Consider the following 23,466-nt stretch of genomic DNA (forward strand, 5'->3'; position numbering starts at 1 on the left):
TGGGTTCGATTGGCTGGCTCAGGGGTTCTTCACGTAGGCGCCGCGGCGCAGGTAGAACCACCAGTTGAGAACGAGGCACAGCGCATAGAACACGGCAAATCCGTACATCGCGTACTGGGGTGTGCCGGCCTTGATCTGGGCGCCGATGACCACGGGCGCAATGAATGCGCCATAGGCGGCGATGGCGGAGGTCCAGCCCAGCACCGGGCCGGCCCTGGCGCGGTCGAAGATCACGCCGATGGTTCGGAAGGTGGAGCCGTTGCCGATGCCGCTGGCCGCGAACAGCAGCACGAACAGCAGCATGAAGGGCAGGAAGTACTGCTCCGGCTGCGGCGAGCTGTAGGCCAGCAGCATCACGTAGCCCACGGCGGCCGAGGCCACCACCATCACCGCGGAGATCACCTGCGTGACGATGGAGCCGCCCACCTTGTCCGAGATCCAGCCGCCCACCGGGCGGATCAGCGCGCCGACGAAGGGGCCGATCCACGCGTAGGTGAAGGCCGAAGGCGCGTTCGGGTTCTTCAGCGTGTGCTGCAGCACGCCGGCCGCATCGGGCACGTGGCTGATGCCGAAGATGACTGCGATCGACAGCGGCAGCGCCATCGAGAAGCCGATGAATGAGCCGAAGGTCACGATGTACAGGGCAGTCATCGACCACGTGTGCTTGTCGCGGAAGATCTCGAACTGCTTGGCGATGTTCTCCTTCATGGTGCCGAACGCGGCGAGCTTCATGGTGAACAGCGTGACGACGATGATCAGCGGCATGGCCACCCACATGTTGAGCAGGCCCAGCCCCGTGGGCGCCGGCAGGTACAGGTACAGGCCCGCGATCGCGGGGGCGAACGACAGCGTGTAGAGCCAGATGATCTTCAGGAAGGCCTGGACCACGCCGCCGGTATCGGGCGAGACGGTGTGGAGGTTGTTCATGCCGAACCAGCACAGGATCGACAGCGGCACCAGCGACAGCACCCAGGCGAAGCCCGCGTTCTGGATCCAGGTGGGCGTGCCGGCGGTGATCTTGCCCATGATCCAGCCGCTGTCCTTGAGCAGCGTCATGGGCTCGCCGCCGATGCTGCCCAGGAGGCCCACGGTCATCACCAGCGGGATGACGATCTGCATGGTCGTGACGCCGAAGTTGCCGATGCCTGCGTTCAGGCCCAGCGCGGTGCCTTGCAGGCGCTTGGGAAAGAAGGTGCTGATGTTGGACATCGAGCTGGCGAAGTTGCCGCCGCCCACACCCGACCACAGCGCCATGAGCTGGAACACCCACAGCGGCCACTCCTTGTGCTGCAGCGCAATGCCGGTACCGATGGCCGGCGCCAGCAGCATCGCCGTGGTCAGGAAGATGGTGTTGCGCCCGCCCGCCAGGCGGATCAGGAACGCGGCCGGAATGCGCATGGTGGCGCCGGCCAGGCCCGCGATGGCGGTGAGCGTGAACAGCTCGGCCTGGGTGAAGGGGAAGCCCAGGTTGTTCATCTGCACGGTGATGATTCCCCACATGCCCCACACGGCGAAGGCGCACAGCAGGGCGGGCACCGACAGCCACAGGTTGCGCCATGCGACGTGCCTGCCGGTGCTTTCCCAGAACTGCTCGTCCTCGGGGCGCCAGTCGGCGATGTCGGCGCGGCCGCCGGCCGCGCCCGGGGGAGCCGCGATGGTGCTGGTGCTCATGATTTTGTTTCCAGGTTGAGATTCGAGGTCCGTGCGCGCACGTCGCCCATGACCTGGGTAGTCCGCACCTCGGTCCAGTACATCCAGATGAGGGAGACCCACACGACGCCGTACATCAGCATGAAGGCGCTGGACCGGATGCCGGTGAGGTCCATCAGCGCGCCGAACATCACGGGCAGCACGAAGCCGCCCAACCCGCCGGCCAGGCCGACGACGCCGCTGATCGCGCCGATGTTGGTGGGATAGTCGTCGCTGATGTACTTGAAGACACTGGCCTTGCCGAAGGCCATGGCAATGCCGAGCACGAACATCAGCGCGGTGAAGCTGTAGATGTTCAGGCCGATGTGGAAGGTGCGCGGGCCGTTCACCGTGAGGAGCGTGAGATCGGTCTGCGGATAGCTCAGCAGGAACAGGCAGATCCAGCACACCCACATCACCCACCAGGTGACGCTGTGCGCGCCGAACCTGTCGGACAGCCAGCCGCCCGCGGCGCGCAGCACGCCGCCCGGCAGCGAGAAGCAGGCGGCCAGCAGCGCGGCAATGCGAATGTCCAGGCCGTATTCGCCGACGTAGTACTGCACCATCCACAGCGAGATGGCGACGTAGCCGCCGAACACGATGCTGTAGTACTGGCAGTAGCGCAGCACCCGCGGGTCCTTCAGCGTCCGGAGCTGCTCGGCAAAGCCGGCGCTCTTGCCCGTCAGGTGCGCGGGATCGCTGGCGCTCAGCATCCAGAAGAGGACGGTGGCACCGAGCATGATCGCCGCATAGACCTGCGGCACCACGGCCCAGCCGAAGGCCACGACGATGGCCGGCGCCACGAACTTGTTGACGGCCGCGCCCGAATTGCCGGCACCGTAGATGCCCATCGCGAAGCCTTGCCGGCTGCGCGGAAACCAGCGCGCGACATACGGCGTGCCGACCGAGAAGGAGCCGCCTGCGAGTCCGACGAACATGCCCAGCACGATGAAGTGCCAGTACTGCGTGGCGTACGACATCAGCCAGATCGCGGGGACCGTGGCGGCCATGAGCAGCGTCATCACGATGCGGCCGCCGAAGCGGTCGGTCCAGATGCCGAGCGGCACGCGCACCAGCGAACCCGTGAGCACCGGCATTGCCGTGAGCAGGCCGAACTCGGTCGCGTTGAGGTTGAGCGCCTTGCGGATCGGGATGCCGATCACGCCGAACATCATCCAGACCATGAAGCAGACGGTGAACGCCAGCGTGCTTACCGCCAGCACGCGCCAAGCTTTCGCGGGCACGGCCTGATGCGCGGATGGCGACGAGAGTTCTTGATTGGATGCGGTTGCGCGCTGCTGCACGATGGGGCTCCTGTAGGGCTACCGGAGCTTAGAAGCGGGCTTTTCTGAAGGCTTGATTCATATCAAGGCCCGGCATGGCCTTCTGCTGAACCGCGCGTCAGCGGTTCGACGGGAACGTCGGCAGTGCGGCGCCCGCGAACGCCTCGAGCACCGAGCCGACATTGCCGGAGTTCTGCAGTGCCCCCACGATCGACCGGAAAAGCGGCTTGTACGGTTCGTCGGCTTCGTGACCCGTCAGCGGATCGCGATTCATCAGGAATGCCGCATCGAGTTCGGCCCATTCGTCGGCGTTGAGCACCAGCTCGGCGAGCGGCAGGATCTCCGTTTCTTCGACGCGCATGTGGTTCAGGTAGAAGTCGGCGTAGTGCTGCATCAGTTGCTCGAAATGGTCGCGCCGCGTCTCGCATTGCGTGGTTCCGCTCATGACGCGGAACCCCAGCAGCGCATGCTCGAGTTCGCGGATGGCGCACTCGCCGCGCGCATGGTCGCGGTCGAGCTGGTCGAGTACCGCATTGGTTCGCACGCTGCGTCCGCGCAGCTTGGGAAACAACAGCCGGCTCTCTTTCGGGTGATGCAGTTTTTCCGGAAACTCGTCGACGTAGAACAGCATGGCTTGCAGGGCGTCGAAGTCGGGCAGGGTGCTGCGCCGCCGGTGTTCGCGCAGAAGCAGCGTGATCGAACGCAACATGGCCGACAAGGCGCGGTGTTCGCGGCGGATGACGATCAGGCTGCTGTGGGTCATGCTGCATCTCCCGGCGCCGGACCCGTTTTCAGGCCTTCGGCAACGCTTGTGATGAGCAGCATCGCCTGCAACGCGAAGCGATGGTTATCGGAGCACTCTACGGCATCGATCGGACCCGAGGGTGCGTGGAGCACCCAGTGGTCCGCATCGAGCGCATCCACCAGAAAATCCGTATCGCCGGCAGTGCCGGAAGGATCGGCTTCGCGCAGGCGGATCCCTGCGTCGCGCGCGAGCCGGAAAAAATTGCCTGCCCGTTTCGACAGCGGGTCGCCGAGAAAAGCAATCTGCGCATTCGTCCCGGGGGCGCAGCCGTGCTCGCGCAGCGTCATCAGGTCCGCCAGCGCCCGCATCGGATGGTCGACGCTTTCGAGATCGTCATACACCGTCACACCCGCGTGCTGTTCGATCTGTCGCACTTCCGCAGGCGTGAGCGAAGAGCAATCGACGGCGTCGTACAGCCGGCCCAGCATCTGCGAAAGGTTGCGGAACCGGGTACCGCCCGGCTCGATAGGGGAACCGAGCCGCACATGCGCCACCCGCGCTCCCAGATCCATTGCGGCGCGATGAAGCGTCGACATTTCTGCTTCCGGCGGCCGCAGGCGCAGCAAGGCGATGTTCTTGCCGAGCAGCGGCTTGTTGCCGCTGGCGCCGGCGAGCGACGAAGCCTTCAGCCGATGCGCGAGCGCGTAGACGGCCGAGAAATCGCCGGCCAGGAATTCGCCGCCGGGGCAAAGGCCGGGACTGTTCGGGGAGCGCAGGATTGAGTGCATGACCACCGCAGGCTATAGGCGGCGGCGTCGCGATCCTTGATGCCCATCAACTCCTCGCCATGAGAGGAATGAATGACACAGTGCATTCACCCAGCGTTCACGGTGGCGCCGATCCGGTCGGATCGCCCGGCCGTGACACGATCGGCCCATGCGGGGCTGTCTTCGATACATTGAAAAACGCACGTCGACTATGAGCTCGACCCCATTGCGAATACGATTCCATTCCGCCTGTGCGCGGCTTGAAAACCCCTATCTTTTCCAGTTCAGGAGAACCAAGATGGTCAGCAAGAACACGATTTGCCTCTGGTACGACGGCACCGCGCTGGACGCCGCGAAGTTCTACGCCGAGACGTTCCCGGACAGCGCGGTGGGCGCTGTCAATCACGCGCCGGGCGACTATCCCGCGGGCGAGCAGGGCGATGTCTTGACGGTCGAGTTCACGGTGTTGGGCATCCCATGTCTCGGCCTGAACGGGGGCCCGGCGTTCAAGCACAACGAGGCTTTCTCGTTTCAGGTCGCGACCGACGACCAGGCCGAAACGGACCGCTTGTGGAACGCGATTGTCGGAAACGACGGGCAGGAAAGCGCATGCGGCTGGTGCAAGGACAAGTGGGGACTGTCGTGGCAGATCACGCCGCGCGCCCTGACAGACGCCATCGCCGACCCTGACCGCGCAGCGGCCAAGCGCGCGTTCGCGGCCATGATGGATATGAAAAAGATCGACATCGCCGCAATCGAAGCGGCTCGGCGCGGCTGAACGTTCGCTCAGGCCGCAACGACGATCGGAAAGCGCGCCTGCAGTCCATCCGCCCCACGCTCGAAGGGCACGGTAACGGCCTCCCTCGCAGTTTGCGGAAGATTGCGCCAGAGGTAGTCGCGTGCATTGCCCGGGTCGCCGGCCACATAAAGCTGCGTGGTCAGCAGTTCGCGGGTGCCGAGCTTCACCTTGACGTGAATGTGCGGCGTGCGGCCGCTGTAGGGCACGGGCCGGATGGTGCGGAAGCGGTAGCGGCCGTCTTCGCCCACCGCGACGCGGCCGAAGCCCTGAAAGGCCGCGTCGGCGCGGTCGCCGTCGCCCGGGTGGTGGTAGTGGCCGTTTTCGTCGCATTGCCAGATCTCGACCTGTGCGCCGCGCAGCGGCTTGCCGTCCAGGTCGGTCACCGAGCCGTCGACCCAGGCCGGCTGGCCGCCGCGGTAGTTCAGCGTGCCGTTGCGCAGCAGGTCGTTGTCGGAATCCTTCGGCAGGCTGACGGGATAGAACGGCCCCTCTGTCTGCGAAGGCGTGGCGATCCGGGCCGCCGCTGGCTGCGCGCGGGGGCCCAGCCAGAGCGCGGGGAGGGCAACGATGGCCGCGGCAACGGTGCGCCGGGGAAGGCCGGCCGCGGCGCCCGCCTGTCGGGACTGGGCTTGGCCTCTCGCGAATCCGATCCGAACAGATGCTGGTTCTGGCGTGGCGTTCATGGCCCGTCAGAGCCACGCCGCACGCGCAAGTTCCGCGAATCCGTCACCCGGTTGCCGGGCGCACGCGGCCGGCGGCGGCCGCGCCCAGCAGCAAACCTCCTGCGCCCATCAGCAGCAATCAACAATTGACCGATGGGCGTCTCCGCGGAATAAGCTGATGGACTGAAACGCGGCTGGGCGGGAATCATATTGTCGAGAATCGGTCCTTGATTCCCAGGATGTACCGAACCGAACCGAGGCGAATGCCTGACTCCGACTTAGCCCATGCCCGAACAGCTTCTCCTTCCCGGTATCGATCCTCCGCCGCTGCCGTTGCGCCGAACCCGGCGCGCAGCGCCGCAAAAGGCGCAACCGCGGCACTCGCTCTTCTTCGCGATCTTTCCGCACCCCGAGGATGCGAAGCGCGTCGCTGCGCTGGGTGCGCGGCTCGATGACCAGCACGCGCTGAAAGGCAAGATGACCGCCGCGCACCGCCTGCATGTCACGCTGCATCATCTCGGCAGGTTCGAGACGGTGCCCCTCGAGCAGGTGCAGGCGGCGCTCGAGGCCGCAGCGGCGGTAGCGCCGCCGTCTTTCGAGGTCGTGTTCGACGAGGCCGTGCGCTTCGAAAAAAGCAAGGCTTTCGTGCTGTGCGGCCACGACGGCACTTCCGCGCTGGCGGAGTTCAGGCAGCGCCTGGGCGAAGCGCTGGCGGAAGCGGGTTTCAAGCCCGAGCGCGGCTTCACGCCTCACATGACGCTTGCGTACACGCCGCGCAAGATAGAAACCCATTCGATCGAGCCCGTCCGATGGACCGCCGATTCGTTCGCGCTGGTCGACAGCCATGTGGGCGAGAGCGTCTACGAAGTGCTGGGGCGGTGGCCGCCGGTTCGGCCCGCGTGAGGGTCTTGGCCGCCCGCAGCAATCAAGAGCTCCGGCCAGGCGATCTGTTGCGCATCGGATCGGCATGATCTGTATCTGTTCCGTGGAACGCCGATGGCGACAATGAGGCTTCATTGGATGGAAGCCGTTTCATGGAGCCGATATGACAGCGCAGACCCGAGACCAGATTGCCGACCGAATCGCTGCCGAGCTGGGCCACAGCTTCGAGGGCGAGCTTGTTGCCGGCGGCAACTACATCCCTGTCGTGCGCGATGGAAACACGCTCTACACCAGCGGCCAGGTGCCGCGCGTGGGAACCACGGTTGTCGTCACCGGCCGTGCGGGAGACCAGGTGTCCCTCGACAAGGCCCGGGAAGCCGCGCAGATCTGCGCCTTGCGCTGCCTCACCTTGCTCCGGCGCGAGCTCGGCTCTCTGGACGAAATCGGCAAGCTGCTGCGCGTCGGCGTCTTCGTGCAGTGCACCGCCGATTTCACGCAGCAGAGCGAGGTGGCCGATGCGGCTTCGGAGCTGCTGCACCGCGTGTTCGGCGATGCCGGTGTGCATGTGCGCACCGCGGTCGGTGTCTATGCGCTGCCGAAGAATGCGACTGTCGAGGTGGAGATGACGGTGGCTGCCAAGGGTTGAAAGACCGGTGGGCTGACTACGCGAATAGGAATCCCTGGTCTACCCCTGGCAAATCCGGGCTAACGCGGCGTCAGGTCGACGATGTCCCGGGCGAGCGAGGCGATCGTCAGCGGCGCGCATCCTTCGGCGTTGTTGCTGACCGTGACGTAGGCGCGCTGGCCCGCACGCGTCGTGCCGGCAATCACTTTGGCCAGCGCCTCGCGCGTTTCGGGATCGGGATCGACGATCTTGTCGAACGGCCCGTAGAGCTTTTCCGCGTCTTCGTAGCCGAAGCGGCCATGGCGGCGATGCAGGTTCCAGCGGCACACCAGCGGCCCGGGCCACAGCGCGCGCAGCATCGGCAACTGCTCTTCGATGGGCGGCATCTTGGCGTGAAGGCCCATGCAGAAGGTGGCGCCGACGCTGCGCAGCATGTCGGCGAAGGCGGGGCACAACAGTTGCGGGTCGCGCACTTCGACGGCAATGACCGCATCGGGTGCCGCCGGCTGCAACCCGGGCAAGGCTTCGAGCATTTCTCCGATGCGAGCCAGCAGCGCGGGCTGGTCGGCCAGCAGCTGCGAAGGGATCGGGCTCAGCTGGAACACCAGTGCACCGATGCGGTGGCCCAGGCCTTCGAGGGCGGGCTGCACGAATTCCTGGGTGGCGATTTCGCTGTTCAGGAACACGGGGTTCACTTGCGTGCCGCGGCCGCTTTCATCGCGCACGGTGGCATCGGTCACAAGGCTAGGCGCCTTCACCACAAAGCGGAAGTCGTCGGGCACCATGGCCGCATAGCGCGCGTACTGGCTGGCCGTGAGGGCGCGGTAGAAGTTGCGGTCCAGGCTCACCGTGCGAAAAAGCGGGTGCTGCGCCAGGGCGGCGAGCCCGTTCTTCGAGAGCACCGCTTCGGCGTATTCACCGTCCCACACGAGGTTGGCCCAGCCGGGATAGCTCCACGACGATGTGCCGAGCCGAAGGTCCGGCGGGAGCGCGGCCGCCAGCTCGGCCAATGCCGGATCGGCGGGCGCGGGCGCCACGGTGCCGCCTCGCGATTTCTTGCGGGCGGAAGGTTCTGCGGGCGGCTCGGCGTCGGGCGCCGGCGGAGACGCAGGCGCCACCTGGGGGCGCGGAAGATCGTCGGGAAAAAGGGAGTCCTGCAGTTCAGCCATGTCTGAGGCCGCATTCTCGGCCAAGAGCGGGCAGCCTCCGCAGCGGCGGGCACAATCCGCGCCATGAAACAGTGGTTGCGTACGCAGGGTGGTTGGTGGCTGGCATGGCTGGTCCTTGCCGCCGTGGGCGGGGTGTGGCTGGCGCGCGCGGAACTCGCGCAGCTGCATCAAGGTTTCGAGACCGACGTGCGCATCGCGCACCGGCTCATGAGCCAGCAGGTGGTGCAGTACGACGCGGTGCTGGCAACGCTCGCGCTGCTGGAGCCCGGCCCCGAGGCAGGCCAGCCCGAGCAGCGCCTGCCTTCTGTGTACTCGTCGATCCTGCGCGTGCAGCGGCGCGAACGCGACGAGGCCTGGCCCGACGAAAAGCACGCCAGCGCGCTGGCCGCGGCCGAAGCACGTTCGCGCAGCCAGCGCCGCGCCGACCTGGCCGTTCTCGATCTGGCGCATGGCCGCTACCAGCTCGTGATGGGTGCCACGCCGTTCAGCTACGCGCTCGAAATCGATCTGGCCGGCTCCGTGCCATGGCGCGACTGGCCGATGGACCCGCAGCGCAGCCCGGTGCGGCTGAGCCTGCAGCGCGACGGACAGCAAATGGTGCTGCAGCCCGGCCGGGCGGCCGCGAACGGCTGGCGTTTCGATCTCACGAAGGCATTGGCGTCTCCGAGCCAGCCTTTCGAACTGGTGGCCGAGCGCCATGTGGGCTGGGGCGAGCTGCCCTGGCGCAGCATGGCCGGCTGGGCCGCGGCCGTGGCGTTGCTGCTGGCCGGCCTGTTGGCCGCGCAGCGGCAGCGCATTGCGCGGCGCCGGGCCGAAGAACTGCTCCGGCTCGGCCAGGTGGCGCGCCTCAACGCGCTGGGCGAACTCTCGGCGGGCCTGGCGCACGAACTCAACCAGCCGCTCACCGCCGTGCTGGCCAATGCGCAGGCCGCGCGCCGGCTGCTCGACGACGACCCGCCCGACCTGGCCACGGCACGCGATGCCATGGGCCAGGCAGTCGAGCAGGCGCGCCGGGCGGCTGGCGTGGTCGGCCGGCTGCGCCGCGTCATCGAACGGCCCGAGGCCGAGGGCGAAGTTCGCCCGCTGGTGCTGCAGGAACTGGTTCGCAGCGCAATGCATCTGCTGGCGCCAGAGTTCGCGAAGCGCGCGGTGTCCACGCAGTTCGACGCCACCGCGCAAGCGCCGGTGCGCGTGCAGGCCGACGCGGTGGCGCTCGAACAGATCGTGCACAACCTGCTGATGAATGCATTGCAGTCGCTGGAGCTCGTGCCGGCGTCCGAGCGGCGGCTGGCGGTCTCGGTCGGGCGAAACGGGCAGGAGGGCGTGTTGACCGTCACGGACAACGGCCGAGGCATTTCGCCGGAAGCCTTGCCGCGCCTCTTCGAACCTTTCTTCAGCACGCGCGAAGGCGGCCTGGGTCTTGGCCTCAGCCTGAGCGAAACGCTGGCAAGCGGCATGGGCGGCAGCCTGAGCGCCGCCAACGTGGCGCCGCGCGGGGCGCGCTTCACGCTGCTGCTGCCGCTGGTGGCGCCGACCGCAACGGAGCGTTCCGCATGAGCGCCGGAACTGTGCTTTCGCCGCAGTCGCCGTTGATCCATCTCATCGACGACGACCAGGCTGTGCGCGAAGGGTTGGCGCTGCTGATTGGCACGGTCGGCCTGCGCGTGCAGGGCTGGGCCGATCCGCAGGCCTTCATCGACGGCTTCGACCGCGCGAGCGTGGGTGCCATCGTGCTCGACGTGCGCATGCCCGGCATCAGCGGGCTCACGGTGCTCGACCGGTTGATGGCTCAGGGCGTCGACCAACCGGTGATCATGCTGACCGGCCACGGCACCGTGGAGATGTGCCGCCGCGCCTTCAAGGCCGGCGCGGCCGAGTTCCTCGAGAAACCGGTGGACGACGAGCAACTGCTGGAGGCGCTGCAGCAGGCGGTGCGCCAGCACGTGCGTTCGCGCGAGCGTTCGCAGGCCGACAACGCCGCGCGCGAGCGGGTGGCCCAGTTGTCGGAGCGCGAGCGCGAGGTGCTTGCTTTCATCGTCGCGGGGCTCACCAACAAGGAAATTGCGCGCCAGCTCGCGCTGTCTCCGCGCACGGTCGAAACCCATCGCGCCAACCTCTTTGCAAAGCTCGAATGCGATTCGCTGGCGCAGCTCATCCGCCGCTATGCGGTGCTGGTGGACGCCGAGGGCTGAACGGCCCGAGGCGCTCCGTACAACTACGGAGTGCCGCGCGTAGCCGTACGAATGGCCGCCGGGGCCGGTGCTTTCTACAGTGGCGCAGCCGTCGGCAACACGCCGGCGCATTACCCTGCATCCACCGGAGAAACAAAAAAATGCGTTCCACCCTTCGCCTCAGCGGCCTCGCCATCCTGCTTGCCGCATCCGCTGCCCACGCCCAAACTGCGGCGCCCGCGGTGCGCACCGAAAAGAACATCTCGCTCGCGCTGGCCAACCAGATCGCCGCCGAAGCCGTGGCCGCCTGTGCCGCCAACGGCTACAACGTGGCCGCCACCGTGGTCGACCGCGCCGGCACCGTGCGCGCCGTGCAACGGGCCGACAATGCCGGCCCGCATACGCTGGCATCGAGCGAGCGCAAGGCATGGACCTCGGCATCGGCCAAGAGCCCGACGCAGGCCATGATGGAAGGCTCGCAGAAGAACCCCGGAGGCGCGAACCTCGTCTACCTGCCGGGCGTGCTGCTGCTGGGCGGCGGCGTGCCGGTGAAGTCGGGCAACGAAGTGATCGGTGCCGTGGGCGTCGGCGGTGCGCCGGGCGGCCACCTGGACGAACAATGCGCCAATGCGGCCCTGGAAAAGGTCAAGGGCCTGCTGGGTTGATGATGAAGCGCGGTATCTGGTGCGGGGTGCTGGCGGTTGCGCTCGGGTTCGGCGCGTCGGCCCAGGTGCCTCCGCTCGCGGCCGAAGTGCTGGCCTACGAAGGGCTGCACCGGGCCGCCTGGCACGGCGATCTGCCGAAGCTCAAGAGCCTGATCGCCTCCGGCGCGAACCTCGATGCGCGCGATGCGCGGGGCCGCACGCCCTTGCATGTCGCAACCCATGCGCGGCAGCGCGAGGCGGTGAAGCTGCTGGCCAAGGCGGGTGCGAATATCGACCGGCTCGAGGACGACCGCTACGACGCGGTCACCATCGCGTCGGTGGCCGACGATGTCACGACGCTCACGCTGCTGCTGTCGCTCGGCGCCAAGGCCGGGCAGACGACGAGCCGCTACGACGGCACCGCGTTGATCGCTGCGGCTCACCTGGGCCACGACGAAGTCGTGCGCCGCCTGATCGCCGCCGGCGCGCCGCTGGACCATGTCAACAACCTCCACTGGACCGCGGTGATCGAGTCCATCGTGCTCGGCGACGGCGGACCGCGCCATCAGCGCACGCTGGCCGCGCTGGTCGAGGCCGGCGCCGACCTGAAGCTTTCCGACCGCCAGGGCAACACGCCGCTGCAGCTGGCCAGGGCCCGCGGCTACACGGAGATGGTGAAACTGCTGGAAGCGCCGCGCCCAAGATAGCGGCGGCTCGGGGACAATCGGGTCTCTCCACGAGGAACCCGCCCATGTACATGCCCCCGCAGTTCAATTCCAAGGATCCGGCCATCGCGCTGGAGCTGATGCGTGCACACCCGTTCGCCAGCCTGATCTCGAACGACGACGAAGGCTTGCCCTTCGTCACGCACCTGCCGCTGGTGGCGGAGCAAGGGGCCGACGATCAACTCGTGTTGTGGGGGCATTGCGCCAAGCCGAATCCGCACTGGCGCTACCTGCAGGCGCGGCCGCGGGCGGTGGTTACTTTCCTCGGCCCGCATTCCTACCTGTCGCCCGCGGTCTACCCCGATCTGGCGCGCGTGCCGACCTGGAACTACCTTGCAGTGCACTGCACCGTCGAGGCCCGGCTGATCGAAGAGCCAGCGGCCAAGGACGCACTGCTCAAGAAACTCATCGGCGACCATGAGCCCGGTTATGCGCAGCAATGGCGCGACCTGGGCGAGGAGTTTCAGCTGAAGATGCTGGCCGGCATCGTGGGCTTCGAAATGCGCGTGACCGCGCTGCAATGCAAGCTCAAGCTCAACCAGCACCGGCGCGAGTCGCATGCCGCCATGCGCGCTGTCTACAGCGCCGGCACGCCGGACGAGCAGGCGCTGGCCGTGTGGATGGACCGGCTCGGCATGACCGCCGAAGCCCCTGTGGCGGAAGGACGCTGAGATGCGCGTGTTCGGATTGCTCGGCCTGGTGCTGGCGCTCCTGATCGTCGGGGTGATCGCGAAGAAGCAACTCACCACCGCCGCGGCCCCTGCATTGCCATCGGTGCCCGGCGCCGCTTCGCCCGTGCCCGCCGATGCGCGCACGCAAGCCCAACAGGTCCAGAAACAGGTCCAGGAAGCGCTCGACGCCGCGGCGCAAGCGCGCAAGATGCCGGATGACAACTGAGCCCATACAGCCCTTGCAGACGAACGACGCCCACCGGATGGCGCTGGCGCTGGCCGAGGCACGCCGGGCGGCCGAAGCCGGCGAGGTGCCCGTCGGTGCGGTGCTGGTGAAGAACGGCCAGGTCATCGCAACCGGCCGCAACACGCCCGTGGCGCAGCACGACCCGAGCGCGCACGCCGAAATCAACGCGCTGCGTGCTGCCGCCGCGGCGCTTGGCAACTACCGGCTCGATGGCTGCGAGCTGTTCGTCACCCTCGAACCGTGTGCCATGTGCGCAGGCGCCATGCTGCATGCGCGGCTCGCGCGCGTGGTGTTCGGTGCGGCCGACCTCAAGACCGGCGCGGCCGGTTCGGTGGTCGATCTGTTTGCCGAGCCCCGGCTGAACCATCGCACGCAAGTGCAGGGCGGTGTGCTGGCCGCGGAATGCAGCGCCGTGCTGCAGGAGTTTTTCAGGCAGCGGCGCGATGCTGCGCGCGAGCAGGCCGAGCCCTTGCGCGACGATGCGCTGCGCACGCCGGCCGAGCGCTTCGATGCACTGGGCGGCTACGCGTTCGAGGCGCGCTACGTTCACGATCTGCCCAGCCTCCAAGGCTGGCGCATGCATTACCTCGATGAAGGTCCGCACGACGGGCAGGCGGCTTGTTGCCTTTGCCTCCATGGCCCCGGCGAATGGAGTTACTTCTTTCGCCATCTCGTGGGTACGCCAGGGCTGCGCACGCTGGTGCCCGACCTCGTCGGCTTCGGCAAAAGCGACAAGCCCAAGCGCGAAGCGGTGCATACGCTTCAATGGCACTGCCAGGTGTTGAGCGAATGGCTCGACCGCATGCCTCTGGCGCCGATGGTGCTGGTGCACAGCGCCGCAGGCACCGCGCTCGCGGCGTTGCTGCAGGCCGCGAGGCCGGAGCGCTTTGCGGCCATGCTCGTCGCCCCTGATGCTGGCGAGCCCGTGGGCGATGCATGGCGCGCGCCGTTCCCGGACCGCGGCTACCAGGCCGCACTGCGCGCGCTCGGACCCATGGCGTCGTCTTCGGGCCCGAATGCGCAGCAGGCTGCGTCGCTCGCGCAGGAGGCTCGCAGCGCAATGGGATACTCGGCGCCGTGACCAAACACATCTACATCTATTCCCCCTCCAGCGCGATTCGCGACAAGGCCGCCTTCCGCCGCGGCGTGGCAAGACTCAAGGCCCTGGGCTATGAAGTCGAAGTCGACGAAGCGGCACTTGCCGTGCACCAGCGCTTCGCGGGCGACGACGCGACACGGCTCGCATCGATCAGCCGCGCGGCCGCCAGCGGCGCCGACATCGCGTTGATCGGGCGCGGCGGCTACGGCCTCACGCGCATCCTCGACGCCGTTCCGTACAAGGCCTTGGCCAAGGCGATCCAGCGCGGAACCGAATTCGTGGGCCTGAGCGACTTCACGGCTTTGCAGAATGCCCTGTTCGTCAAGACCGGCGCCGTGACCTGGGCGGGTCCGGCCGTGGGCGAAGACTTCGGTGCCGAAGGCGGTTCCGACGACATCATGGAAGCCTGCTTCGACGACCTGGTGTGCGGGCAGGGCGAAGGCACCGGCTGGCGCATGCCGGTGCGCGATGCCCAACTGAAGGTCAAGCCCGTGCACGACGCCACCCTGTGGGGCGGCAACCTCTGCGTGCTCACGAGCCTGCTCGGAACGCCTTATTTCCCGCACGTGGAGAAGGGCGTGCTTTTCATCGAGGACACCAACGAACATCCGTACCGCATCGAGCGCATGCTCGACCAGCTGCGCATGGCCGGCGTGCTCGCAAAGCAGCGCGCCATCGTGTTCGGCCAGTTCACGGGCATGCGCAAGGTTCCGGGCTACGACCGCGGCTTCGGGTTCGACACGGTGATCGACCGGCTGCGCGCCTCGCTCAAGGTGCCGGTGCTCGCCGGCCTGCCTTTCGGGCATGTACCGACCAAGGTGTTGCTCCCCGTGGGCGCCAAGGTGGAGGTGGCCGCCGAAGGCCGCGATGTCTTCATGGTGTGGGGCCACCGGCATACCCACGCGCATGACGACACTCACGACCACCACGCACACGATCACGCGCACTGAGCACGGCCAGCGTCAACGGGCAAAAAAAGGAAACCGGAAGAAACAGCAGCCGGCCGGCTGCTGCCGGCTTCAGGACGGCGGCTGTGCCGTCAGTGAGTGAAGCGCTGGTGGGCGCGCGGGCCCATCGAGCCGGGCAGGCCGCCCTTGAACATGCTGTTGATGGTTTTCATCTGGCGGCGGGCGGCGGCTTCGCCGTCGATGGCGCTCAGCGCAACCATCACGTCCTGACGCAAATACCAGAGTGCCTCCACATCGGTCGCAAACCGCACGCGCTGGGCAACGCGCTGGACCGAATGACCGCCGTGCGCCTGCAGCACCGACAGCATGGCCGAACGGATTCTTCCCAACTGGTTTTCCCCCATCCGGGGAGACCCGATGCCGGGAATTCCGAAGAAGCGAAAAAGGCGACGAAAAGGCAACATGAGGACTAAAAGCGTATTGCCGGAAGCAAGGACGGTTGCTACCTTAAGCCTCAGTGCGACGATTAACAAGTTCTGGAACAGTGTTTCTTGTTTGTAAACAACATACTTTACGGTTCCTTTAAAGTAATTGTTGGGCAATGACTACAAAAGTTGTAAAAATAAATATCGATTGACCTTCCATCAGACAAGTCCACGGATCAGAAATGGGGTTAACACGTTCTTTCTGAGCGCCGGATCTGTCCAGGACCACCTAATACATGGTCGCCGGCAACTGTTGCCATTCGAGTTCTCCCAACAGCATGGATGTCAATTCCACCGTCGTTTTCGCTGACCTGACCGGCAGCTCCAGGGTCTTTGAAGCCATGGGCAACGCGCGCGCCACGGAAACCGTGACGCGGCTCACCCAATGGATCGGCAGCATCTGCCAGGGGCACGGGGGCAGGGTGGTCAAGTCGCTGGGCGACGGTGTGTTTGCCATCTTCTCGCACGCCTCCGCAGCCACGCACGCGGTCATTGAACTGCAGCGCTATCACCAGAAGCGCCTGATCGCATGGCCGGCGCCGTTGCGCATGGCGCTGCAGATCGGCGTGGCGAGCGGCGAGGTGGTCGAGGTCGAGGGCGACTGCTTCGGCGATGCGGTCAACCTTGCCTCGCGCCTGAGCGACCTGGCGGGGCCCGGCCAGATCTGGGCGACCGAGGCCGTCATTGCGCAACTGCGCGAGGTCGGCGTGCGGCACCGCGACCTCGGCCTCATCACCATTCGCGGCCGCAGCGAGATGTCGGCCGTTCACCGCATCGACTGGCAGGAGGAAGTGACCTCGTTCCTGACCGTGCCGGCCGCGCTGATGCCGCTGCGGCTGCCCGATTCTTCCTTCGGGCAGATCGAACTGACATGGCTCGACGTCCGCTCCATGTTTCGCACCGAAGAGCTGCCGATTCACCTCGGACGCGTGAACGACGCGCAGTTCGTGGTGAATGACCCCCGCGTTTCGCGGCTGCATGCGCGCATCGAACTGCGGCACGGCAGCTGCGTGCTGACCGATCTCAGCACCTACGGCACCTGGGTCCGGTTTCACGGCAACGGCGGTCCGAGCAATGAAATTGCGCTCCGGCGCCAAGAATGCGTGCTGCACGGCAGCGGCGAGATCGGCTTGGGCGCATCGCTGAGCGATTTCACTGCGCCCACCATCGCCTTCAAGACGGCCGGCACGGAAATGCTGCTCTCGCCCCGCAGGATTGCGGGCTGAACGCCTTGCGGCGCCGGCTCCTGGAAGCCGGCGTGGCCGCGCTCAGTTCGGCGCCGACAGAATGGCCGTGAGTTGCCCGATGTCGATCGGCTTCTGGAGATGGTGATCGAACAGGTCTCGGGCCGCGGCGCCGGCCGCGTCTTCCACCGAGAAACCAGAAATGGCCACCAGCAGCCGCGGGCCGCCGCTTGCCGCGTTCGAGCGCAGCCGCCGCGCCACCTCGGCACCGGGAAAGTCGGGCAGCGTGAGGTCGATGAGCGCCGCATCGAAGCGCTCCTCGGCTGCGGCATCCATTGCCTGCTGCGCGGTGTAGGTGCAGCGGGCGGTATGGTCCTGCAACGCCAGGAGCTCTTGCAGCAGGTCGGCCGCGGCCTCGTTGTCATCGACGATCAGCACATTCACGGGGGCACGCTTTCAATCAGGTAAGGCAACCATCAGTATCCCGGTCAATTGCCGCGCGTGCAGTAGGAGGGCACCTACGCCCGCGCTTCCGACGCAGTCTTGGCGACCGCCTGCAGCGGCAATTCGACCTGGAACAGGGCCCCTTCGCCCGGCGAGCTCTTCACCTCGATGCATCCGCTGTGCAGGCACACGATCTTGCGGGTGATGTAGAGCCCGAGGCCCAGACCCGATGCGTGCTTGCGGCTGTCGTCCGTGCGCTCGAACTGCTCGAAGATGCGCTCCTGGTCTTCGGGCGCAATCCCGATGCCCTGGTCGCGCACGGTGATGCGCGCCGTGCCGCCGGCCTCGCTGAGCACCATTTCAACCGGTTTGCCGCGGCCATAGCGCAGCGCATTGGTCAGCAGGTTGGTCAGCACCTGCTCGATGCGGAACTCGTCCCACACGCCCTGCAGCTCGCGCGGCGCTTCGAGCTCAATCACCGAGCCCGCGGCCTCGGCCTGCTGCCGCAGGCTTTCCACCACGGCCCGGGCGAGGGCGGCAAGATCCACCGGCTTGGGCTGTATCGACAGCGCGTCCCTTCGCATGCGCGTGACGTCGAGCATGTCGTCGATCAGCCGCACCATGTTGCGGATCTGCCGCTGGTCGCGTTCGATCATCGCGGGCAGGCGTTCCGCGGCGAAGGACTCCAGGTTGCCCTTCGACACATGAAGCTGCCGCAGCTGCGTTTCGAGATACAGCGTGTTGAGCGGCGTGCGCAACTCGTGCGAAACCATCGACATGAAGTCGTCGCGCATTTGCACCGCGTGTTCGAGTTCGCGTTGCGTATGCCGCAGCTGTTGCACCAGTTCTTCCTGCTTGCAGTTCGCGACCGCGAGCGCGTCCATTTCGTGCCGCAGCGCCTTGCGGTGGCAATGCAGGTCGACGAATATGTTGACCTTGCCCGTCACGGCATGCGGGTCGAGCGGCTTGTACAGAAAGTCGACCGCGCCGCTTTCGTAGCCCCGAAAGGCGTAGTTCGACTCGCGGCCCGCCGCGGTCACGAAGATGATCGGGATGTGCCGCGTGCGCTCGGTGCCGCGCATCAGCTCGGCCAGCTCGAAGCCGTTCATGCCGGGCATCTGCACATCGAGAATGGCCAGCGCAAATTCGTGATCGAGGAGCAGCGCAAGCGCCTCTTCGGCCGAGGTTGCACGGTACACCGCGCGCCCGGGGCTGCGAATCAGGGCCTCGAGCGCAAGAAGGTTCTCGGGCAGGTCATCGACGATCAGCAATTTGCTTTCGACGTCAATGGGCATGGGCAGACTCCAGTTGCAAGAGCAATGCGCGAAGCTTGCGCAAGGGAAGCACGTGATCGGGGGAATGAAGGGCAAGGGCTGCCTGGGGCATGGCGGGAATCCGTGCCTCGTCGGGGTCCTGAACGGCGGTGATGCCGCCGGCCAGGTGAATGCGCCGCAGGCCCTCGGCGCCGTCGTCGTTCGCGCCCGTCAGCAGCACGCCGGCCAATGCGGCGCCATAGGCGTCGGCGGCGGAGGCCATCAGCACGTCGATCGAAGGCCGCGAAAAGTGCACCGGCGGCTCGCAACTGAGAGAAAACTGCCGGTCGCGCTCGACCGACAGGTGATAACCGGGCGGCGCGAAGTACACGTGGCCGGGGGCGATCGGCATCTTGTCCGCGGCCTCGTGCACCGGAAGGTGCAGGCGCTCGGCAAAGATCTCCGCCAGGTGGCTTTCGTGCCCTTCGGGCAGGTGCAGCACGATGACGACTGGCAGGCTCCACGGCGACGGCAGCTCGTGCAGTAGCGCCAGCAGCGCTTCGATGCCGCCGGCGGATGCGCCCAGCATAACGGCCTCGATGCGCCTGCCTGGAGATTGCGGAATGTTCAGCTTCATGTGGCCTTGCGGTAGATGCGCTCGGACTGCGAATGCGCGTCGAAGCGTTGCGAATAGTTCGAGAAGTCGATGCTTTCTTTCGCACCCAGCCCCAGAAAACCGCGGTGGCAGAGCGACTCATGGAACAGGCCCAGCGCCCGGTCCTGCAGCTCGCGGTTGAAGTAGATGAGCACGTTGCGGCAAGACACCAGCTGCGTCTCGGCAAACACGCTGTCCGTCGCCAGGCTGTGGTCGGCAAAGATGACGTCGGCACACAGCGAAGGGTCGAAGCGGGCGGCCTCGTAGGCCGCCGTGTAGTAGTCGGAGAAAGAACTCCGGCCGCCGGCACGCTGGTAGTTGGCCGTGTACCCGCGAATCGATTCAATGGGAAAGATGCCTTGCCGCGCCTTCTCCAGCGAAGCGGGGTTGATGTCGGTCGCGTAGATCTGCGTGCGGGAAAGCAGGCCTTCTTCCCGCAGCAGGATGGCGAGCGAAAACACTTCCTCGCCGGTGCTGCAGCCCGCCACCCACACCTTCACCGAGGGGTAGGTGCGCAGGACGGGCACCACGTGCCGGCGCAGCGCGAGAAAGTAGGCCGGGTCGCGGAACATTTCGCTGACGGGAATCGTCAGGTACTGCAGCAACTGGCCGAACAGAACCGGGTCGCGCAGCACTTTCTCCTGCAGCGCCGAAATGCTCGGAAGCCCGAGCTGCGCCAGTGCGTGCAGCACGCGGCGCTTCTGCGAAGCCACTGTGTAGTCGCGAAAGTCGTAGCTGTACCTGAGGTAGATCGCCTCCATCAACAGCCGCAGCTCGATCTCCGTGTTGCTCAACGGGGAGGGCTGGGGCGAAGATGCGGCGGCGGAGGTCACAGCCGCTCCATTTTCGGCAGCCACACGCGCAGAAGCGAGAACAGGCGCTCCAAATCCACAGGCTTGGCCAGGTAGTCGCTGGCACCGGCGGCCAGGCACTGCTCGCGGTCGTCCTTCATGGCCTTGGCAGTGATGGCAATCACGGGCAGCTTCTCGAAGCGCGGGTCGGCGCGCAGGCGGCGCGTGGCTTCCAGGCCGTCCATCTCGGGCATCATCACGTCCATCAGCACCAGGTCGATCTCGCGCACCCGGTCGAGCTTTTCGAGCGCCTCCCGGCCGTTGCGGCCGATTTCGACCACCGCGCCGCGTTGTTCCAGCGCGCTCGTCAGCGCAAAGATGTTGCGCACGTCGTCGTCCACCAGCAGGATGGTGCGGCCCTCGAAGATGCGGTCGCGCCCGCGCGCGGTCTTGAGCATGCCCTGGCGCTCGCTGGAGAGCTCGGCCTCCACCTTGTGCAGGAACAGCGTGACCTCGTCGAGCAGGCGTTCCGGCGAACGTGCGCCCTTGATGATGATGGAGCGCGAATAGCGCTGCAGCTCGGCTTCTTCGTCGCGCGTGAGGTTGCGCCCGGTGTAGACGATAACCGGGGGGAACGAGACGATTTCCTCCGCCGCCACCCGCTTGAGCAGCTCGCTGCCCTGCATGTCGGGCAGGTGCAGATCGGTGATCATGCAGTCGAACACGCGCTTGCGCAGCAGGTCGAGCGCCTCTTCGCCGGAGCCCACGGCAATGATCTCGATGTCTTCGTCGCCGATGAGCCGCATCACGCTTTCGCGCTGCAGCGCGTCGTCCTCGACCAGCAGCACGGTCTTGACCTTCTGCGTGAGCTTTTCTTCCAGCCGCGCGAACACCTGCATCAGTTCGTCGCGCGTCGCGGGCTTCTGCGCGAAGCCGATGGCGCCCATGTGCAGGGCTGCGGCTTGCGCGTTGTCGGCGGCCGAAACCGCGTGAACCGGAATGTGCCGCGTCTGCGGCGAATCCTTCAGGCGCTGCAGCACGTCCAGGCCGGTGCTGTCGGGCAGGCGCATGTCGAGCAGGATGGCGTCGGGCAGGAACTGGTGGGCCAGGTCGAAGCCGTCGGCCGCGCCGTGCGCCACCAGGCAGCGGTAGCCGAGCTCGTGGGCCAGGTCGTAGAGGATGTGCGCGAACTGCGGCTCGTCCTCGATCACGAGCACCCGGCGCACCTGGTCGCGAGGCAGTGCGCGGTCGTCGGAGAAAAGCGGTGCGGGCACGGCGGCCGGCGGCACCGGCGGCGCGGGAACGGCGTGCCCGGCGAAGGAGAGGGGGGCGTGCGGCTTTGCGGGTGCCTGGGCCGGCGCGTGCGAGCTTTGGGGGGCAATGGCCGGCAACTGCAGGGTGAAGGTACTGCCGCGGCCCGGCTGGCTTTGCACCGCGAGTATGCCGCCGAGCAGCCGCGTGAGGTCGCGCGAAATCGAAAGACCCAGGCCGGTGCCGCCATAGCGGCGGTTGGTGGTGCCGTCGGCCTGGTGAAAGGCCTCGAAAATCTGCTTCTGCTGCTCCGGTGCAATGCCGATGCCCGAATCCGAAACCGCGAAAACGGCGCCACCATCGGGTGCCGCGGAAACCGCCAGTGCCACCTCGCCGCCGTCGGTGAACTTGATTGCGTTGGAGAGCAGGTTCTTCAGAATCTGCTCGGCCCGGTGGCGGTCGGTTGTCAGCGAGGCGGGCGCGCCAGGCTGCATCTCCAGCCGGAAAGCCAGCCGCTTCTCGGCGGCCAGCGGCCTGAAGGTGCTCTCCAGGCTTTGCGCGAGTTTTTCGAGCGCCACGTCTTCGACCACGATTTCGAGCTTGCCCGCCTCGACCTTCGAGATGTCGAGGATGTCGTTGATGAGCACCAGCAGGTCGTTGCCCGACGAATAGATGGCCTTCGCGAACTTCACCTGTTCGGGGCTCAGGTTTCCTTGCGGGTTGTCGCCGAGCAGCTTGGCCAGGATGAGCGCGCTGTTGAGCGGCGTGCGCAGTTCATGCGACATGTTCGCGAGGAACTCCGACTTGTAGCGGCTCGCGCGCTGCAGCTCGTCGGCGCGGTCTTCGAGGTCGCGCTGCACGCGGCGCAGGGCGGCATTGCGCTGGTCCAGCGCCTCGGTGCGCTCGGAGAGCTGGCTGTTGGTCTGCTCCAGCTCGGCCTGCTGGTTCTCCAGCATGGCCTGTGAAGCCCGCAGCGCGCGCGACTGTTCCTCCAGCTCCTCGTTGGCGGTGCGCAGCTCTTCCTGTTGCACCTGCAGTTCCTCGTTGAGCTGCTGCGTTTCGGCCAGCGCGTCCTGCAGCTGTTCGCGGTAGCGGGCCGCCGCCAGGGAGGCGCCGATGTCCTCGGCCACCAGCTCGAGCAATTCGTTTTCGCGGGAAGCGGGCGCGGCCGGAAGGCCGAGTTCGATCACGCCGTTCACGATGCCGTCGCTCGATACCGGCACCAGCAGCACGGCCGAAGGCGCCATTTCGCCCAGGCCCGAGTTGACCTTCAGGTAGCCGGCCTGAATCGGCTCGATCAGCAGGCGGCGCCTTTCGGCGGCAGCCTGTCCGACCAGGCTCTGGGTGGGCGAGAACACCTGCGGCGAAGCCTCGGCTTCCATCGAGAACCCGTAGCTTGCTGCGCGGCGCAGCGCGCCATGCCGCTCGCGCACGTACAGCGCGCCGACCGCGCTGCCCAGGTGCCGCGAGAAGAAGGCGAGCACCTTGCGGCCCAGGTCGTTTGCGCTCAGCTCACCGACCAGTTCGCCCACCAGTTCGGTCTGCGCGCTGCGCAGCCACGCCTGCTGCGCCAGCCGCTCGGCATGCGTGGCTTGCTCCTGCAGCACCACGTCGTAGCTGCTCGAAAGCCGCATGAGCTGCCGCCGGCCGAAATAGGCCACCAGGCCGGTGAACAACAGGGTGAACAGCAAGAAGGTGCCGACCACCAGCCAGCTCGTGCGGTTGGCCTCTTCGTTGCGCTGGAAGCGCAAGCCCTGCTCGGTGTCCATGAACGCCGCGAACTCGGCGCGCATGGCATCGTTCAGCTGCTTGCCGCGGCCTTGCCGCATCGCTTGCTGGTAGTCGGACCCGGAATTGCGCGAAGCGATCATGTCGCGCGCGAATTCGTTCCAGGCCTCCTGGAGCGCGGCGATGCGCTCGACCCGCTCCACCTGCTGCCTGTTGTCCGAGACCTGCTTGCCGAGCGCGTCGATCTCGCCCCTGATTCTTGGCAGCGCGTTCTGGTAGGGCTCGAGAAAGCTTTCGTCCCCGGTAATGAGGAAGCCGCGCAGGCCCGTTTCCATGTCGATGCTGCGGCGTTGCAACTCGCTCGCGCTGCGCGTCACGCGGTCGGATCGTTCGACCGCACCGAGGGTCGACAGCAGAAAGACGATCAGGCCGACGAACACCAGGGCGCCGATCAAGCCTCCGAGCAGCGGCAGCTTCAGGTTGCGGCTCAGCAGGCGGTCGAAATCGTCGGGGTCGATCGCGGTCGGGGGCTTCATTCAGGTAGGAACTTCGTAAGCAAAAAAGCTTTCTAGTTTTGCCGAGCCCGAGG

The 23,466-nt window shown here is 66.6% G+C and carries 24 protein-coding genes; 12 read left to right on the plus strand and 12 right to left on the minus strand.

Annotated elements, in window-relative coordinates; translation table 11 throughout:
* Window positions 1-18: 18 nt before the first annotated feature.
* The 4 genes from ABIC94_RS05515 to ABIC94_RS05530 form a co-directional block, all read right to left on the minus strand.
* Window positions 19-1,671: an MFS transporter gene (locus ABIC94_RS05515; RefSeq protein WP_354371931.1), complete on the minus strand. Its 1,653-nt coding sequence runs from the start codon at window positions 1,669-1,671 to the stop codon at window positions 19-21.
* Window positions 1,668-2,933 (minus strand): MFS transporter, encoded by a 1,266-nt coding sequence (locus ABIC94_RS05520; RefSeq protein WP_354372039.1) that lies wholly within the window; start codon window positions 2,931-2,933, stop codon window positions 1,668-1,670. The genes ABIC94_RS05515 and ABIC94_RS05520 overlap by 4 nt, the downstream gene beginning before the upstream one ends.
* Window positions 2,934-3,090: 157 nt before the next feature.
* Window positions 3,091-3,735 carry a hemerythrin domain-containing protein gene (locus ABIC94_RS05525; RefSeq protein ID WP_354371932.1) on the minus strand — a complete coding sequence of 215 codons (645 nt, stop codon included), beginning with the start codon at window positions 3,733-3,735 and terminating at the stop codon, window positions 3,091-3,093.
* Window positions 3,732-4,505, minus strand: a complete 774-nt coding sequence (locus tag ABIC94_RS05530) for a hypothetical protein (RefSeq protein WP_354371933.1) — start codon at window positions 4,503-4,505, stop codon at window positions 3,732-3,734. The genes ABIC94_RS05525 and ABIC94_RS05530 overlap by 4 nt, the downstream gene beginning before the upstream one ends.
* Window positions 4,506-4,782: 277 nt before the next feature.
* Here ABIC94_RS05530 and ABIC94_RS05535 point away from each other — a divergent pair, with 277 nt between their 5' ends.
* On the plus strand, window positions 4,783-5,262 hold the full coding sequence (locus ABIC94_RS05535; protein ID WP_354371934.1) for a VOC family protein: 480 nt from the start codon (window positions 4,783-4,785) through the stop codon (window positions 5,260-5,262).
* An 8-nt stretch (window positions 5,263-5,270) separates the two neighbouring features.
* On the opposite strand, the gene ABIC94_RS05540 is transcribed toward ABIC94_RS05535, so the two are convergent.
* Window positions 5,271-5,966 carry a protocatechuate 3,4-dioxygenase gene (locus ABIC94_RS05540; protein WP_354371935.1) on the minus strand — a complete coding sequence of 232 codons (696 nt, stop codon included), beginning with the start codon at window positions 5,964-5,966 and terminating at the stop codon, window positions 5,271-5,273.
* A gap of 264 nt (window positions 5,967-6,230) precedes the next feature.
* Between ABIC94_RS05540 and thpR the strand changes: the two genes are divergently transcribed.
* Both thpR and ABIC94_RS05550 read left to right on the plus strand, forming a co-directional pair.
* Window positions 6,231-6,848 (plus strand): RNA 2',3'-cyclic phosphodiesterase, encoded by a 618-nt coding sequence (gene thpR, locus ABIC94_RS05545; protein ID WP_354371936.1) that lies wholly within the window; start codon window positions 6,231-6,233, stop codon window positions 6,846-6,848.
* Between the two features lie 142 nt (window positions 6,849-6,990).
* Window positions 6,991-7,473: a RidA family protein gene (locus ABIC94_RS05550; protein ID WP_354371938.1), complete on the plus strand. Its 483-nt coding sequence runs from the start codon at window positions 6,991-6,993 to the stop codon at window positions 7,471-7,473.
* A gap of 59 nt (window positions 7,474-7,532) precedes the next feature.
* On the opposite strand, the gene ABIC94_RS05555 is transcribed toward ABIC94_RS05550, so the two are convergent.
* A complete protein-coding gene (locus ABIC94_RS05555; protein ID WP_354371939.1) occupies window positions 7,533-8,621 on the minus strand; it encodes a DUF72 domain-containing protein in 1,089 nt (362 codons plus the stop codon).
* A gap of 63 nt (window positions 8,622-8,684) precedes the next feature.
* On the opposite strand from ABIC94_RS05555, the gene ABIC94_RS05560 reads away from it, so the two are divergent.
* From ABIC94_RS05560 to ABIC94_RS05595, 8 genes are all read left to right on the plus strand, one after another.
* On the plus strand, window positions 8,685-10,178 hold the full coding sequence (locus tag ABIC94_RS05560) for a sensor histidine kinase (RefSeq protein WP_354371940.1): 1,494 nt from the start codon (window positions 8,685-8,687) through the stop codon (window positions 10,176-10,178).
* Window positions 10,175-10,813, plus strand: coding sequence for a response regulator transcription factor (locus ABIC94_RS05565; protein WP_354371941.1), 639 nt, complete (start codon window positions 10,175-10,177; stop codon window positions 10,811-10,813). The genes ABIC94_RS05560 and ABIC94_RS05565 overlap by 4 nt, the downstream gene beginning before the upstream one ends.
* Window positions 10,814-10,953: 140 nt before the next feature.
* Window positions 10,954-11,457, plus strand: coding sequence for a GlcG/HbpS family heme-binding protein (locus ABIC94_RS05570; RefSeq protein WP_354371942.1), 504 nt, complete (start codon window positions 10,954-10,956; stop codon window positions 11,455-11,457).
* Window positions 11,457-12,143, plus strand: coding sequence for an ankyrin repeat domain-containing protein (locus ABIC94_RS05575; RefSeq protein ID WP_354371944.1), 687 nt, complete (start codon window positions 11,457-11,459; stop codon window positions 12,141-12,143). The genes ABIC94_RS05570 and ABIC94_RS05575 overlap by 1 nt, the downstream gene beginning before the upstream one ends.
* A 44-nt stretch (window positions 12,144-12,187) precedes the next feature.
* Entirely contained in the window at window positions 12,188-12,832 is a 645-nt protein-coding gene (locus ABIC94_RS05580; protein WP_354371945.1) for an FMN-binding negative transcriptional regulator, read from the plus strand.
* A 1-nt stretch (window position 12,833) separates the two neighbouring features.
* The gene (locus ABIC94_RS05585; protein WP_354371946.1) at window positions 12,834-13,058 is read left to right on the plus strand and encodes a hypothetical protein; all 225 of its coding nucleotides are present in this window, start codon (window positions 12,834-12,836) and stop codon (window positions 13,056-13,058) included.
* Entirely contained in the window at window positions 13,048-14,160 is a 1,113-nt protein-coding gene (gene tadA / locus ABIC94_RS05590) for a tRNA adenosine(34) deaminase TadA (protein ID WP_354371948.1), read from the plus strand. Before ABIC94_RS05585 ends, tadA begins: the two co-directional genes overlap by 11 nt.
* Complete coding sequence (locus ABIC94_RS05595) at window positions 14,157-15,128, plus strand: LD-carboxypeptidase (protein WP_354371949.1); 972 nt, start codon at window positions 14,157-14,159, stop codon at window positions 15,126-15,128. The genes tadA and ABIC94_RS05595 overlap by 4 nt, the downstream gene beginning before the upstream one ends.
* Before the next feature lie 89 nt (window positions 15,129-15,217).
* Here the strand turns inward: ABIC94_RS05595 and ABIC94_RS05600 are convergent, their stop codons facing one another.
* Complete coding sequence (locus ABIC94_RS05600) at window positions 15,218-15,688, minus strand: hypothetical protein (protein WP_354371951.1); 471 nt, start codon at window positions 15,686-15,688, stop codon at window positions 15,218-15,220.
* Between the two features lie 161 nt (window positions 15,689-15,849).
* Here ABIC94_RS05600 and ABIC94_RS05605 point away from each other — a divergent pair, with 161 nt between their 5' ends.
* Window positions 15,850-16,797: an adenylate/guanylate cyclase domain-containing protein gene (locus ABIC94_RS05605; RefSeq protein ID WP_354371952.1), complete on the plus strand. Its 948-nt coding sequence runs from the start codon at window positions 15,850-15,852 to the stop codon at window positions 16,795-16,797.
* A gap of 42 nt (window positions 16,798-16,839) precedes the next feature.
* Here ABIC94_RS05605 and ABIC94_RS05610 read toward each other — a convergent pair whose 3' ends face one another.
* The 5 genes from ABIC94_RS05610 to ABIC94_RS05630 form a co-directional block, all read right to left on the minus strand.
* Window positions 16,840-17,199 (minus strand): response regulator, encoded by a 360-nt coding sequence (locus ABIC94_RS05610; protein WP_354371954.1) that lies wholly within the window; start codon window positions 17,197-17,199, stop codon window positions 16,840-16,842.
* 74 nt (window positions 17,200-17,273) lie between these two features.
* The gene (locus ABIC94_RS05615) at window positions 17,274-18,494 is read right to left on the minus strand and encodes a hybrid sensor histidine kinase/response regulator (protein WP_354371955.1); all 1,221 of its coding nucleotides are present in this window, start codon (window positions 18,492-18,494) and stop codon (window positions 17,274-17,276) included.
* Window positions 18,484-19,089, minus strand: coding sequence for a chemotaxis protein CheB (locus ABIC94_RS05620; protein WP_354371957.1), 606 nt, complete (start codon window positions 19,087-19,089; stop codon window positions 18,484-18,486). The genes ABIC94_RS05615 and ABIC94_RS05620 overlap by 11 nt, the downstream gene beginning before the upstream one ends.
* The gene (locus ABIC94_RS05625) at window positions 19,086-19,940 is read right to left on the minus strand and encodes a CheR family methyltransferase (RefSeq protein WP_354371959.1); all 855 of its coding nucleotides are present in this window, start codon (window positions 19,938-19,940) and stop codon (window positions 19,086-19,088) included. Before ABIC94_RS05625 ends, ABIC94_RS05620 begins: the two co-directional genes overlap by 4 nt.
* Window positions 19,937-23,413, minus strand: a complete 3,477-nt coding sequence (locus ABIC94_RS05630) for a response regulator (RefSeq protein ID WP_354371961.1) — start codon at window positions 23,411-23,413, stop codon at window positions 19,937-19,939. Before ABIC94_RS05630 ends, ABIC94_RS05625 begins: the two co-directional genes overlap by 4 nt.
* Window positions 23,414-23,466 lie beyond the last annotated feature (53 nt).

Origin of the sequence: Variovorax paradoxus, from assembly GCF_040544635.1 — a bacterium.
GTDB classification, from domain to species: domain Bacteria; phylum Pseudomonadota; class Gammaproteobacteria; order Burkholderiales; family Burkholderiaceae_C; genus Variovorax; species Variovorax paradoxus_R.